Genomic DNA, 13628 nt, shown 5'->3' on the forward strand with positions numbered 1-13628 from the left:
ATACTTGAACAAATCATAGATTGGTGTGATAAAAATTAATTATCCCAATCTTCAAATTCTTCTTCAACTGCTGCCAATTCACCTCTTGTGATTCCGCTGTTACCTGTCGTGCTTCCTTCCTGGCTCAGGGCAATGATGTATGACTCTGCCGATTGAATGAAACCGATAAACTGGTTGTTGTCGAATGCTGCATCGCTGAAATTGGAAACATACTGGAACAATTTGTAACCTTCAACCGCTGCAGTTTTGTACGCCGTAATGTTCGGTGCGGAACCGTAAGTTTCTTTGTGTAATACATCAATAACAGACCAAACGTTCTTGCTTCTTCCCGGAGCAATTTGATTGATAATTCCATCGTCTGCCAGAATTTCCATGGCGTCTTGCAAATGGTTGTACATTTCAGTAGCCTGAACATGAGCCATTCCCGTAAAGAACGATGTCAGGTTGTATTGAATTTCACGGATCAACTGTGTGATAGGCAAACGAGAAACAAAATCACGATTATTGGATGTTTCCGTTTTAGTAATGTATTCCACAATCTGATGCATTAATTCAGACCACAAGCGTGAGAACGATTCATTGACAATTGTTCCCTCCAATAAATTGGCATCACTCAAATTAAGTACGCGCTTGAACAACATGCTTCGTTCATCGTTATTCGCTCTTTCTTCAAGCAGCTTGTAGAAACGGTACAATTTTCCTTCGGTCGCAGGGTCAGAAACATATACGTTACCACGGGCCCACTTCAATATCAGGGCTTCTGCCAGGTTAAAACACTGAAGCTGCTCCCCAAGTACATAAGTATAGTACAATGCACCGGCACCTAAAATATTTCTGGGAACAATTCCTTGTTTTGCAGAACTTTCAAAAAGGTCCACGGAAAAATCCCAGGTATTCTGACTTCCCTTAATGCGATACAGATCAATAGGATCCACACCGCCGCTTTCAACACGCAATGCATAATCCAATGCCAATGCAAAATATTCATCAAATGAATGGTTGGTAACGGCAGCATCCAATCCGGCGATCGTTTGTGGAATAGACAATTTCATCGAGCTCATATAATCAACCATCGCATTGATTATCTTGTCGTTGAATTGATTCGGATCAACATCTCCCGAATAGGTAATGTACTGGCGCACAAAATAATTGATTGGCCCTAATTCTTTTACCTTGTAGTAAATGGCAACGATAATGTCCGCTGATTCACCGTTTGAAATTGGTACGTTAGACTGCAGTACCACGCTCAGCATCATTTCAGTAATCTGATCAGCTAAATCAGCATCTGCCGGTAAACTGATTCCTCTTAAAGTCAATACTTCATCAATCAGTTCTCTGTAGAAATCCTGAACCAGTTTCTGCAGACTGCGCATACAAGCCTGGTAGATTCCGTTTACATCCGTGTTATTTACATTTTCCACAAAAAATGCATAATCCAAACAGGTAGCATATAAAGCTGGAACAGAAATGATTTTTCGTTCAACCGCCGATAAATTAGCGTTATTAATTAAGCTGTTTACCTGATTGATAACGCCTGTTAATCCATTATCATTGATATGCTGGCGTACTTTGTCTTCAATATTCATTTTAATAATTTTAAAGTTGAATTACAGATTGTTTTTATTTAACCGGTTTATTTTGATGGAGTTGGATTCGGGGTCGGAGCTTTAATGACAAGGGTGTTTGCCTTGTACTTGTCCATTAGTTTTTGCATCGCCTGCACCGCAATTTTGTCCATTACGATATCTATCCCGTTCAATTTTAAGATATTCATTGAAGGTAAGTTAATGGATAACTGATTGGGGAATGCTGCACTGATAGAGGGCGTAAAACTTGTTGAAACCAGATCAAACTGGGAAAGATTAATTGTGTTCATACGTATTTAATTTATGTTTAGTTTATATTTTACCATTTGCAGGGCATCCTCCAGGTTCAGCATTCCATAGCCTGCTTTCATGTCTTTGAAACTTTTTCCCAGCTTATCGGAACTGTGTTTAAGGATGTATTTTACTTGTTGATCGTTTAATGATTTTCCCTTTTGTTTCGCATAAGATTTTAGCAAGGCAATACCGCCGGTAACAAAAGGTGTTGAATGAGATGTTCCACTCGAAAAGGCATATTTTCCCTCAATGTGGGTGCTGAAAATATCTGTTCCAGGAGCAACGAAATCTACCTGGTCGCCAAAAGTTGAAAAGGCCGCAGCTCCCATCATTTCTTTATCTAATGCACCCACTCCAATGACATGTGGGAGGGAAGAAGGGTAATATTTGGCGTTCTGGCCGTCATTTCCTGTTGCCGCAACAATGGTAACTCCTTTGTCTTTGGCATACTTTACGATTTCTTCGTGCGGCAGACCACCGCCTTCATGCACAATTCCAAGGCTCATATTGATAACCTGTGCACCCTGATCGACAGCCCATTTGATCCCGGAATTGATATTGTCGATCAGACCTGCACCAACGCGGTCTTCACCTCGTTTCATTGCGCCCAGTACTCTTACCGGAAGTATTTTGCAGTGGGGTACAACCCCGGGAGACATGTGGATTCCTTTGGCACCAATGATCCCGGCAACATGTGTTCCATGTCCCACTTCATCGTCAGGATCGGTATCATAGCCGAGGAAATCCCCGATAAATTCATTTGCTCCGGAAATAATATCCACAAAATCATAACCCGGTAAAAGGCAGTGTTGTAATTCCGGATGTTTCAGCTGGATTCCCGTATCCAAAACAGCAATTATCACCGAAGGGTCGCCCAAAGTTTCTTTCGCCACTTTATCCAGTCCGATCGATTTGCGTACATGGTCATACCGGTATGAATCCTTCTTTCCCAGAGACAAGGTTAATGCGGGAAGAGGTGTGCTTGCGATTCCGCCCACCTGAACGGATTCAATTTCAGGAAGTAATTCTAAACGGTTTATCAGAGAAGTTGGAATCCGGGTATCTTCTGAGAGAATGAACCTGTAAAACCGGTTTAACTCCGCTTTGATTTCATCTTCAGACCAAACCTCGTTCTTTTTAGGATATTCGGAAGTAACAACGTAGCCAAGATTATATTCTCTGAACACCTCTTCAACATTTGCTGAAAAGGATGAGTTCGCCCTTGCTTTTCCTAAGGCAACATCTCCCCAAAATGGGATATAGGGTAAATTAAAAGACGTAGTAGTCTTTAGAACTAAATGTGGTTTCATCCAGAAGTGTGAATAGGGTTATCTAACTAAAATCGGGTCAATAATAGAAAAAATATTTGGATTCAAAGTTTTTTGTGAAATTTTTATAAGAGTTGTTCTAATTTGACTTTTTTCACCTGTTTTTTGAAGGGTTTCAGGAGAATATCCTGCTGATTTTAAAGGAAAATCTTGCTGATAGTTGCGTGTAAATATTTGTGAATTGCGGGTATCAATGAGTCGTTGGTGATTCGATAACCGGATAAGTTTGATTGATAATCACTCTCACCTGCGAGAAAATCTGAAAGGGAAAATGGGGTTAAATCTTTTAAAGCTTAAGGGAAATGATTGTCTTAAGAGCGAGTTAAAACCAGTTTTTGCAATGCTTTAAAAAAGCATAATTCTGGGAATGCTAAGAAGCCATTAGTTAATTTTCCGTTTTAAAAGAGTTGTTTTAAAGCAGTAAGTCGTTTACATTTGTTTTAGGATTAACAGCATTTATGAAGCGAATAATTTCACTGATAGTAATGGTCTTATACCTTGTTCCGGCATTTGGAATAACGGTATCTGTGCATTATTGCGGTGGAAAATTAGCAGACGTTTCCGTTCTGGTACCAAACAAAAACAAGCCTTGTGCCTGCAGCGTTCCGGCCGAAAAAAACGAAACCATTGTTAGCGGAAAGTGTTGTGAGCAGCTTGTCTTTTCCCTCAAACTTGAAAATCAACAGCTCAAGGCATCAACAGTAAGTTGGAAATCCCTTGAAGTTGTACCTTTCAAAAGTGAACCTTTTGTTTTTGTGCCCAAAAATGAAAGGGTTGTTTCTACCGGTAAACAGCGCTCTGACTATCATCCTAATCGGCCGCCGGGCAGATTCAATGAACCCATCTACATTCAAAACGAATCATTCCTGATATAGAATTACCTCTTTTCAGACCGCCTTTTCACAAGGCTGAACTAATCCGTTTGTGGATTAGAAATTCGTTATTCATCAAAAAAAGAAATTATGAAAAAGATACAGCACCTCATGTTGGGAATGCTCTTGTTAGTAGCATTTACCAGCTGTGCATCACCGATTAAAAATGCAAAAACGGAAATCCTTAAAGTAGCCGGAAATTGCGAAATGTGCAAAAAAACAATTGAAACTGCAGCTAATAGGAAAGGGATTTCTTCCGCTGAATGGAACAAAGATTCCAAAATACTCACCCTGCAATACGATGCTGAGAAAACAACTTCGGATGAGGTGTTGAAACGCATTGCCTACGCAGGTTATGACAATGAGAAATTCCTGGCACCCGATGATGCTTATGCGAAGCTGGCAGAATGTTGTAAATACGAGCGCATGAAGAAAGATGTCGTAGTAAAAGAGCCGGTTGCGAAAGTGGAAAATACCACCGCGTCCGCACAAGAGCAAGCTGCAGAAACCAACCTGCTGGAAAAAGTTTACACGGCCTATTTCGCGTTGAAAGATGCTTTGGTTAAAGACAACGAGGCGGCGGCTTCAGCAAAGTCAACAGATTTGGCAAAAGCAATTAAAGCAGTTGATATGTCTAAAATGAGCGCTCCGGAACACACGGTTTGGATGAAAGTTGAAAAAGACCTATTGATGCATGCCGGGCGTATCGGAGAGGCGAAGGATATCAATTCCCAACGCGAACATTTTTCATTGCTTTCGAAAGAAATGTATGACCTGGTGAAAGTTTTCAAAGCAGATCAAACAATGTACCTGCAGCATTGTCCCATGTACAATGATGGCGCCGGAGCAGATTGGCTGAGTCTTGAAAACGCAGTGAAAAATCCGTATTACGGCAGTTCCATGCTCACTTGTGGTAAAACAACCGAAACCATTAAGTAACAGATGGTAATCTATGTAAAGAATATGGTTTGCAACCGCTGTAAAATGGTGGTGAAGTCCGAGCTTGAAAAACTCGGATTTCATCCACTTGCGGTTGAACTGGGAGAAGTGGAATTAAAAGATACACCTGCCGAAGAGGATTTGGAGAAGATCGCAAAGCGCTTTGCCGAAATCGGATTCGAACTGATCGATGATAAACGGAGCCGGTTAATTGAACGCGTGAAAACCCTCATTGTTGAATTGGTGCACCATTCGGATGAAACCATACAGGTCAATGTTTCCGATTACCTGGTACAGCATATTCCGATGGAATACAAGTACCTGAGTACCCTGTTTTCAGAAATAGAAGGAACAACCATTGAGAAGTTTTACATTTCTCAACGGATTGAGCGGGTGAAAGAATTATTGGTTTACGATGAATGGTCGTTAAGCCAGATTGCTGATCAGATGGGATACAGCAGTGTGGCCTATTTGAGTACACAATTTAAAAAAGTAACAGGCCTTACTCCAAGCCATTTCAAGTCGATCAAAGAGTCTAAACGCAAACCTTTGGACCAGTTGTAAATGTTATAACTCAATCAGAAAATATCATAAGTCTTTTCCTGCGTTTCCTTCTGAACTTTGTAGCATATAAATGGAAATTATGGAAACAACAGATCAAGACTTGCTTTTTATCCCCCTGGAGGGAGTTGAAAGTGAGCATTGTGCACTTATAGTGGACGGTGGTTTGAAAAAGCTGGAAGGCGTTACGCTTCATAAAGTGGAGCTGAACAATAACCGGGCGATCATCAATGAAACAAAAGCATTTAATATTTTACCCGGAGCTGTAAAAACCATTCGGGATTTGGGGTATGGAGTAACTACCGTGAAAAAGAACTTCCCGGTTTTGAATATGACCTGTGCTTCTTGTGCTATCAGTGCTCAGACCATTCTTGAAAGTGTAAAGGGTGTGGCCGCAGTCTCGGTAAATTACGCCAATAACCTGGCATCGGTGGAGTACATTCCGTCAATAACAGGTCCAAAGGAGCTCCAGACTGCTATGCGCTCAATCGGGTATGACTTAATGATTGATGAAACCGAAACTGCTAAAGACACACTGGAAGAATTGCACCGGCAGAAATTTCGAAAACTGAAAAATAAAACGATCGGTGCCATTCTTTTTTCGATTCCGGTAGTTGCAATCGGTATGTTCTTTATGCATATTCCGTATGCAAACTATATCATGTGGATACTTTCTACGCCGGTGATTGTTTGGTTGGGTAAGGATTTCTTCATCAATGCCTGGAAACAGGCGAAGCATCGTTCTGCAAATATGGATACATTGGTTGCTCTGAGTACCGGTATCGCTTATTTATTCAGTGTTTTTAATACGCTGTTTATGGAAGTGTGGCATAAACAGGGGCTGCATGCGCATGTTTATTTTGAAGCCGCAACGGTAGTAATAGCTTTTATTTTGCTTGGAAAATTACTCGAAGAAAAAGCGAAGGGAAATACATCTTCGGCACTCAAAAAACTGATTGGTTTGCAGCCTAAAACAGTTACGATTCTGAATAAGCAGGGAGAGTCTGAAGAAATTCCGATTATCCATGTTCAGATCGGTGATACCATTGTGGTAAAACCAGGTGAAAAGATTGCTGTAGACGGAACTGTTATCTCCGGGAAATCCTTTGTGGACGAAAGTATGTTGAGCGGTGAACCACTGGCTGTTGAGAAGATCGAAAACGCGAAAGTTTTTGCCGGAACGATCAATCAAAAAGGCAGTTTCCATTTTAAAACCGAAAAAGTAGGTGATGCAACCATGCTGGGACAGATCATTAAAATGGTCCAGGACGCTCAGGGTAGTAAAGCTCCGGTTCAAAAACTCGTAGATAAAATTGCGGGAATTTTCGTGCCTGTGGTTTTAGGGATTTCCATACTAACGCTAATCCTTTGGGTAATCCTGGGCGGTGAAAACGGGCTCACGCAAGGAATTTTGTCCCTTGTAACAGTTCTTGTAATTGCTTGTCCGTGTGCTTTGGGACTCGCTACGCCAACGGCAATTATGGTTGGAGTGGGTAAAGGTGCTGAAAACGGTATCCTGATAAAAGATGCAGAAAGCCTGGAACTGGGACGTAAGGTAAACGCAGTGGTGCTCGATAAAACAGGAACGATTACCGAAGGAAAACCCAAGGTTACAGGAATTGAATGGTTAAACAAAGACACCGGTTTGCAAGCTGTTCTATACAGTATTGAAAAACAATCGGAGCACCCGTTGGCTGAATCAGTGGTCCATTATTTTAACGAAACGGAAACCCGCCACGTGCATCATTTTGAAAGCATTACCGGATTCGGAGCTAAAGCGGAAGTTGACGGACACACGTATTTCGTTGGAAATAAGGCATTGCTGGACCAAAATAAAATCAGTATTGACAGCGGCTTGAGTTCCATTTCAGAGACCTGGCTATCCGATGCGAAAACAGTCATTTTCTTTGCAGATACCAAAAAGGCGTTAGCTGTAATAGCCATTTCGGATGAACTAAAAGAAACTTCCATTGAAGCCGTCCGCCAACTCCGGGAATCCGGAATTGAAGTATACATGCTCACCGGTGATAACAGACAAACGGCAAAAGCCATCGCCGATAAAGCAGGAATCGGGCACTATAAAGCAGAAGTACTGCCCGCAGATAAATCGGAATTCATCAGGCAGCTGCAGGCTGAAGGGAAAATAGTAGCCATGGTCGGAGACGGTATCAATGACAGCAACGCGCTCACCCAGGCAGATGTGAGTATTGCAATGGGACAGGGGAGTGATATTGCCATGGACGTTGCCCGCATGGTAATCATTTCTTCAGATCTGATGAAAATCCCGGTTGCCTTTCAGCTTTCAAGGCAGACGGTTTCTGCCATTAAACAAAATTTGTTCTGGGCGTTTATTTATAATGTAATCGGTATTCCAATTGCAGCCGGAGCCCTTTATCCGGTTAATGGGTTCTTATTGAATCCAATGATTGCCGGAGCAGCCATGACACTCAGTTCATTGAGTGTTGTAAGCAATAGTTTGCTGCTGAAATTCAGACGCCTGAATAAATCGTAAAAATCATAAATCGTTCGGAAAAAATCATAAGTATAAAGCCCCTGAGAAAGCGAATCTTTGCAGGGTATTAAAAGTAAATAATCATGGAAAAGAAACAGTTCAAAACAACCATTAAATGTACAGGATGCCTGGAAAAAGTATCCCCTTTCTTAAATGAAAAACTATCCCCGTCTGAGTGGAATGTAGATATTCTTACACCGGCAAAGATCCTGACCGTTACCTCAGATAAAGTAAGCGCTGAAGAAATTGAAGAACAGGTGAAATCTGCAGGATTCCAAATCGAGCGGATCGAAGCATAATAGGAAGTTTATGCTCCTTCTGTGAGGTGAAAAAGGTAGTAATGATGTAAATTGATAGTAATGAAAAGAATAGTATTGGTTATAGGAATGATTTGGATGCAGCTTTTGGCTTTTGCCCAGAAAAATGTGCGGTACGATCTATACATTCGGGATACAACGGTGAATTTTACCGGGAAAGAACGCCATGCCTATTCCGTCAACGGAAGTATTCCAATGCCTGAGTTACACTTCACGGAAGGAGATACCGCTGAAATTTGGATCCATAATGAATTGAATACGGAAACATCCATCCACTGGCACGGGTTAATATTACCCAATGAGCAAGATGGAGTTCCTTATTTGACAACAGCGCCTATCAAGGCCGGAAAGACACATCTTTACAAATTTCCAATTGTTCAAAACGGTACCTATTGGTACCACTCACATACCGGTTTGCAGGAACAGGGTGGAATGTACGGTGCATTTATTATTCACAAGCGAGATGAAAAACCGATGCAGGAATACACACTTATTCTCAGTGACTGGACGGATATGAAACCGGAGCAGGTACACCGCCGGCTGCACATGGCCAATGACTGGTCGGCCATTAAGAAAGCATCCGTTCAAAAAGGAGCAGTGCAGAGTTATGGCGATGCAATTCTTTCCGGAAGGCTGAAAACAAAGCTTGGAAACGAATGGAAACGCATGCTGGCAATGGATGTGAGTGATGTGTATTACAACACATTCCTGTCGAATGGTAAGCCGGAAATACAAGCTCCGACATTCAGGGCAGGAGATAAAGTCCGGGTTCGGATTATCAATGGTAGTTCATCCACGTATTTCTGGATGCGCTGGTCGGGCGGTAAAATGGATGTGATAGCCAGTGACGGTTCGGATGTGGTCCCGGTTGCAGTAGACCGATTCATCATTGCTGTTTCGGAAACGTACGATATAGTCGTGACAATTCCTTCCGATAGTACAGCTTTTGAGTTGCAAGCCACGTCGGAAGACCGGATCAGAAGTACTTCTTTGTGGTTGGGAGATGGTGTCAAACAACTTGTTTCCCCGCTTCAGCCTTTAAAATATTTTGAAGGAATGCAGATGATGAACGACATGATCCGGATGAATGGAAACCTGGACGACATGGGCATGAATATGAGCCTGCAGCAAATGGATATGAATGTCGTTATGTATCCTGAAATAACCGGAGCTCTTCCGAAAAAGAAAAAAAGCCATAACCATATGGATATGACAAACAGTGATCAATACAAAAGCAACGATCTGTCTGATATTGTGACCTTGAATTACAACATGCTTCGCTCACCTGTTAAGACAACACTTCCGGATGTAAAAACGACTGTTTACCAGTTTGAACTAACCGGAAATATGAACCGTTATGTATGGAGCATTAACAACAAAACGGTTTCGGAAGCGGATAAGATCCTGATCCGGAAAGGTGAAAACGTTCGGATCATCCTTTACAATAATTCCATGATGCGCCACCCGATGCACCTGCATGGTCATTTTTTCAGAGTGGTTAATGGGGCCGGCGATTATTCACCCTTGAAAAACGTACTGGATATTATGCCGATGGAAACAGATACGATAGAGTTTGCTGCCACAGAAAGCGGTGATTGGTTTTTCCATTGTCACATCCTTTATCACATGATGAGCGGAATGGGACGAATTTTTACCTATGAAAACTCACCTCCCAATCCACAGCTGCCAAATCCGGAAAAAGCCTTGAAAAAGCTTTACGCTGACGACCGGGAATTCCACTTTATGTTCCAGAACGACTTTGCTACTAACGGGAACGACGGAGAAATGATGTACATGAATACCCGCTGGAACCTGCAGGCAGAATGGCGGCTCGGATACGATAAAATGATGGGGTGGGAGACCGAAACACATCTGGGCAGGTATATCGGTAAGATGCAATGGCTTTACCCGTATGTCGGATTTGATTACCGCTACCGCAAAATGGAAATGGGCGAAACTGAACGGAATCTTTTCGGTCAGGTAAACACCAAAGATCAGCGTGCGGCCTTGTGTTTTGGTATCCAATACACCTTACCGATGCTGATAATAGCAGACTTTCGGATTGATACGGATGGAAAACTACGCCTTCAATTCATGCGGGAAGACATTCCGCTGACAAAAAGATTGCGGCTGGGGCTGATGTATAATTCCGATTTTGAGTACATGGGCAGCCTGAAATATGTCCTCAATCAATCGTTTTCCCTTTCGGCGCATTACGACAGCGATATGGGATTTGGAGGCGGATTTACCTTTACCTATTGAATGCTCCTTCCGGAAAATTTGACAGAATGAGAATGAGAATGAGAATGAGAATGAGAATGAGAATGAGAATGAGAATTTAGTTTACATACACTCTCTTTCATCTTTACTATCTTTGGGAAGTTACGATCATGGAGAAAGTATTAAAACTCAAAATTCAATGAAAATAATCTTATTAATAGCATGCTTATTCGCCGTTCAATTAGCGACGGGACAAAAAGCTCCGGCCAAACAGACAATCACCGTTAAAACACCCAATACCTGTGACCATTGCAAAGTATGCGAAACCTGCGGTGGAAAACTGGAAGGCCAACTAGGGCTGGCTAAAGGAGTGCAGTCGGTGACATACAACGAAGCAGACCAAACGACCACTGTAGTCTATTGGACAAAAAAAACAACACCGGAAAAGATCCGCAAAGAGATTTCACTGCTTGGTTTTGATGCCGATGAGGTGAAAGCAGATCCGAACGGGTATAAAGAGCGGGATAACTGCTGCAAAGAAAAATAACAGCATTCCGGAGGAACGACAAAGCGGTTAACAGCCGCTTTCTTTTTTTGTAATTTAGCTCCCCAAAATCAAACGGAAGTTGAAATTGAATTCTTTAAACAGGCAAATCCATTTTACAGCATCGGGGAAACGGCGTGCGTTGATCGGGCTTATTTTGGCTGTTTACCTGTGCTTCATAATCATTGTGCTGCAGCCTTTTGATACCAGTCAGTTTGACGCGGAATATAAAACACTGCTTCTTTCCGGTTATGGTATTTTTGCCGGTATTCTGTTTATAATCCAGGCCGGAATTGAGAATACACTTTATGCTGCCAGAGGTAAGGTCTGGACCGTTTTTCACGAAATCAGCTCGGTATTGGTTTTTTGTTTCATCTCCGGTACAGTGCTTTATTTCTATAATCGGTCAATCGTTAACAATTTCAAAGATTATACCTGGTGGACCTATTGGCGCTTTTTAAGTGTAACAGTTGTCTGCATGATCCCGGTTTTTGTTCCCCTGATGGTTTACTTCAGGCAGAAACTGGGTGAACGGATTGTTCCGCCTGCTGCCAGTTCCTTCGTTTTGATCGGGGAGAATAAGAACGAAGTGCTGCACCTGGAAAAAGAACAGCTCTTGTTTATCAAAGCCGTAGAAAACTATGTAGAGATCTGTTTTACGGATGAAGACCAAAAAGTAGTTTCCCTTACATTCCGGCAAACATTGTCGAATGTTTCCAAACAACTTCCTTTTTTGGAGCAATGCCACCGGTCTTATCTGGTAAATACAAAATCCATCCGAAAAATTATAGGGAATTCCCAGGGAGCAAAACTGGTGTTCAAAACAAGTGATAAAGAAATTCCGCTGTCGAAGACCTATTATAAGGAAGTGAAATCAAAACTTGGGTAATTATCAAGGAGGAAACTCACTTGATAATTCATCATTTGAGCATTGATAATTTAGAAGTTGGTCTTTTCGTCAAAAAAACGTATCATTTCATCACTTTTTCAGCAACAGTAAGGGTTTTCATGTTTCCTTTGAGGACTTCATTAAATCCTGTTTACATATGCACAACAACACAAAAATGAAATTCATAGGGTTGAGTTTCGGATTGATTTTCGGATTGATTTTTCTTTTGAATACTTCCTTTGCACAGAATGGCACTGATCGCTTTAAGAGTGAAATTGACCTGGGCGGCGGAACAGTTATCACCACCTTTTTAGATTTCAGGTTAGCTGAAAACGAGTTTAAAATGACTTCACCCAAAAATGCAGATGTCCGGATTATGGGCGGGAAAGCAAGATTGGGTCGAGTGATGGGGAAAGCTCCCAAAAAAGGAACCATTGTAACAATTAAGGGAACAAAACAGGCGGATAGTCTGATCGGTCAGACAGCAATTCCGATGTTCGGAAAATTGGGTTTCAAAGGAATAGTAAAAGCAGGAACACTCAGCGGAGAATTAGTAAATAACGCAGGAGAAGCAGTTGGAACCGTAAAGGGAACGAGTTCCAAAGAAGAACGGATGAATTACAGTGAGCTTTATCCGAAAGTGATCAATACCATCAAAGAGAATATTTATTCAAAAGAAGTTCTCCAAACCGGGGAATGGAAGAAATTCGAGAAAAAATTAGAAAAACTCTTTCACAAGTCGCACGACGATATCGAATTGTTTTTCGGGTTCAGCATCCTGAGCCAGAAACTTCCTTTCACGCATTTGAATTTCCTGATCACACAAGATACTTCCGATAATATGGGAACAGAAGTTCCTGCCAAATCGGTTTTCTTCGAAGAAAAAGATCCCGAAACGGCTTACCTTCAGATCAAAAACTTCAGTACTTCGGCAGATGAACTGACTGAGATTTTACCGAAAATAGTGGGAAATCCCGCTTATAAAAACCTGATTATCGATCTGAGAAACAATGGCGGCGGCGGAATTGATGCTGCGTTTGCATTTGCAAAATACATTGTAGCGGAAGACCTGGAAGTAGGGTACTTTCCAACCAATAAGCTCGCTTATTCCGGTTACCAGCCCGAACTGTTCAGTAAACTTCCGGAAATGCAGCCAAAAACAACGGATGAATTCGGGAATGAGCTCAAAACAACGCCGGGAGTGAAACTGGTTTTCAAAAAACCTTCGAACCCGGTATTTACCGGAAAGATCTACATTTTGACCAACGGAAATACGGCAAGTACCTGCGAACCCATCGTTTATGCACTGAAAAGCGACAAAAGAGCTACCATTATCGGTGAAAGAACACGAGGCGCTATGCTGTCCGCATCCCCTTTTGTAGTGTCGGGAAAATACCTGTTGATGCTGCCTGTCGGAGATTTCTATACACATGACGGAGTGCGGTTGGACAAAGCAGGAGTGGCTCCGGATATCGAAGTGAAATCAGAGGAAGCATTGACTAAAGCATTGGAACTTATTCAAGCAAAATGAAAATGAGGGCGAGAATGAGAATGAAGAATCAAATT

General features: G+C 41.9%; 12 protein-coding genes. 9 read left to right on the forward strand and 3 right to left on the reverse strand.

Annotated features, from left to right (window positions below):
* Positions 1-35: 35 nt before the first annotated feature.
* Genes QZT69_RS09825 through QZT69_RS09835 form a run of 3 tightly spaced genes read right to left on the reverse strand, consistent with a single transcriptional unit; the run spans position 36 to position 3190 of the window.
* Entirely contained in the window at positions 36-1586 is a 1551-nt protein-coding gene (locus tag QZT69_RS09825; protein ID WP_294673568.1) for a hypothetical protein, read from the reverse strand.
* Between the two features lie 47 nt (positions 1587-1633).
* A complete protein-coding gene (locus QZT69_RS09830) occupies positions 1634-1876 on the reverse strand; it encodes a hypothetical protein (RefSeq protein ID WP_294673570.1) in 243 nt (80 codons plus the stop codon).
* 6 nt (positions 1877-1882) lie between these two features.
* Positions 1883-3190, reverse strand: a complete 1308-nt coding sequence (locus QZT69_RS09835; protein WP_294673572.1) for a S8 family serine peptidase — start codon at positions 3188-3190, stop codon at positions 1883-1885.
* A 476-nt stretch (positions 3191-3666) separates the two neighbouring features.
* On the opposite strand from QZT69_RS09835, the gene QZT69_RS09840 reads away from it, so the two are divergent.
* The 9 genes from QZT69_RS09840 (at position 3667) to QZT69_RS09880 (ending at position 13593) form a co-directional block, all read left to right on the forward strand.
* A complete protein-coding gene (locus QZT69_RS09840) occupies positions 3667-4083 on the forward strand; it encodes a hypothetical protein (protein WP_294673574.1) in 417 nt (138 codons plus the stop codon).
* A gap of 87 nt (positions 4084-4170) precedes the next feature.
* A complete protein-coding gene (locus QZT69_RS09845) occupies positions 4171-5019 on the forward strand; it encodes a DUF3347 domain-containing protein (protein ID WP_294673576.1) in 849 nt (282 codons plus the stop codon).
* A gap of 3 nt (positions 5020-5022) precedes the next feature.
* Positions 5023-5583, forward strand: coding sequence for an AraC family transcriptional regulator (locus QZT69_RS09850; protein ID WP_294673578.1), 561 nt, complete (start codon positions 5023-5025; stop codon positions 5581-5583).
* Between the two features lie 79 nt (positions 5584-5662).
* Positions 5663-8092, forward strand: a complete 2430-nt coding sequence (locus QZT69_RS09855; RefSeq protein ID WP_294673580.1) for a heavy metal translocating P-type ATPase — start codon at positions 5663-5665, stop codon at positions 8090-8092.
* A gap of 83 nt (positions 8093-8175) precedes the next feature.
* A complete protein-coding gene (locus QZT69_RS09860) occupies positions 8176-8391 on the forward strand; it encodes a hypothetical protein (protein WP_294673582.1) in 216 nt (71 codons plus the stop codon).
* Between the two features lie 60 nt (positions 8392-8451).
* A complete protein-coding gene (locus tag QZT69_RS09865; RefSeq protein WP_294673584.1) occupies positions 8452-10671 on the forward strand; it encodes a multicopper oxidase domain-containing protein in 2220 nt (739 codons plus the stop codon).
* Between the two features lie 157 nt (positions 10672-10828).
* Positions 10829-11176, forward strand: a complete 348-nt coding sequence (locus QZT69_RS09870; protein WP_294673585.1) for a heavy-metal-associated domain-containing protein — start codon at positions 10829-10831, stop codon at positions 11174-11176.
* 79 nt (positions 11177-11255) lie between these two features.
* Positions 11256-12062, forward strand: a complete 807-nt coding sequence (locus tag QZT69_RS09875; protein WP_294673588.1) for a LytTR family DNA-binding domain-containing protein — start codon at positions 11256-11258, stop codon at positions 12060-12062.
* Positions 12063-12237: 175 nt separating this feature from the next.
* The gene (locus QZT69_RS09880) at positions 12238-13593 is read left to right on the forward strand and encodes a S41 family peptidase (protein WP_294673590.1); all 1356 of its coding nucleotides are present in this window, start codon (positions 12238-12240) and stop codon (positions 13591-13593) included.
* The last annotated feature ends 35 nt before the right edge of the window (positions 13594-13628 follow it).

Source organism: uncultured Fluviicola sp., assembly GCF_902168135.1.
In the GTDB taxonomy this organism is placed as follows: Bacteria; Bacteroidota; Bacteroidia; order Flavobacteriales_D; family Crocinitomicaceae; genus Fluviicola.

Bases quoted from the DNA above. Each gene is read 5' to 3' on its own strand.
- QZT69_RS09855 (WP_294673580.1), top strand. From the start codon at position 5,663: ATGGAAACAACAGATCAAGACTTGCTTTTTATCCCCCTGGAGGGAGTT.
- QZT69_RS09870 (WP_294673585.1), top strand. From the start codon at position 10,829: ATGAAAATAATCTTATTAATAGCATGCTTATTCGCCGTTCAATTAGCG.
- QZT69_RS09845 (WP_294673576.1), top strand. From the start codon at position 4,171: ATGAAAAAGATACAGCACCTCATGTTGGGAATGCTCTTGTTAGTAGCA.
- QZT69_RS09835 (WP_294673572.1), bottom strand. From the start codon at position 3,190: ATGAAACCACATTTAGTTCTAAAGACTACTACGTCTTTTAATTTACCC.
- QZT69_RS09830 (WP_294673570.1), bottom strand. From the start codon at position 1,876: ATGAACACAATTAATCTTTCCCAGTTTGATCTGGTTTCAACAAGTTTT.
- QZT69_RS09865 (WP_294673584.1), top strand. From the start codon at position 8,452: ATGAAAAGAATAGTATTGGTTATAGGAATGATTTGGATGCAGCTTTTG.
- QZT69_RS09860 (WP_294673582.1), top strand. From the start codon at position 8,176: ATGGAAAAGAAACAGTTCAAAACAACCATTAAATGTACAGGATGCCTG.
- QZT69_RS09880 (WP_294673590.1), top strand. From the start codon at position 12,238: ATGAAATTCATAGGGTTGAGTTTCGGATTGATTTTCGGATTGATTTTT.
- QZT69_RS09850 (WP_294673578.1), top strand. From the start codon at position 5,023: ATGGTAATCTATGTAAAGAATATGGTTTGCAACCGCTGTAAAATGGTG.
- QZT69_RS09825 (WP_294673568.1), bottom strand. From the start codon at position 1,586: ATGAATATTGAAGACAAAGTACGCCAGCATATCAATGATAATGGATTA.
- QZT69_RS09840 (WP_294673574.1), top strand. From the start codon at position 3,667: ATGAAGCGAATAATTTCACTGATAGTAATGGTCTTATACCTTGTTCCG.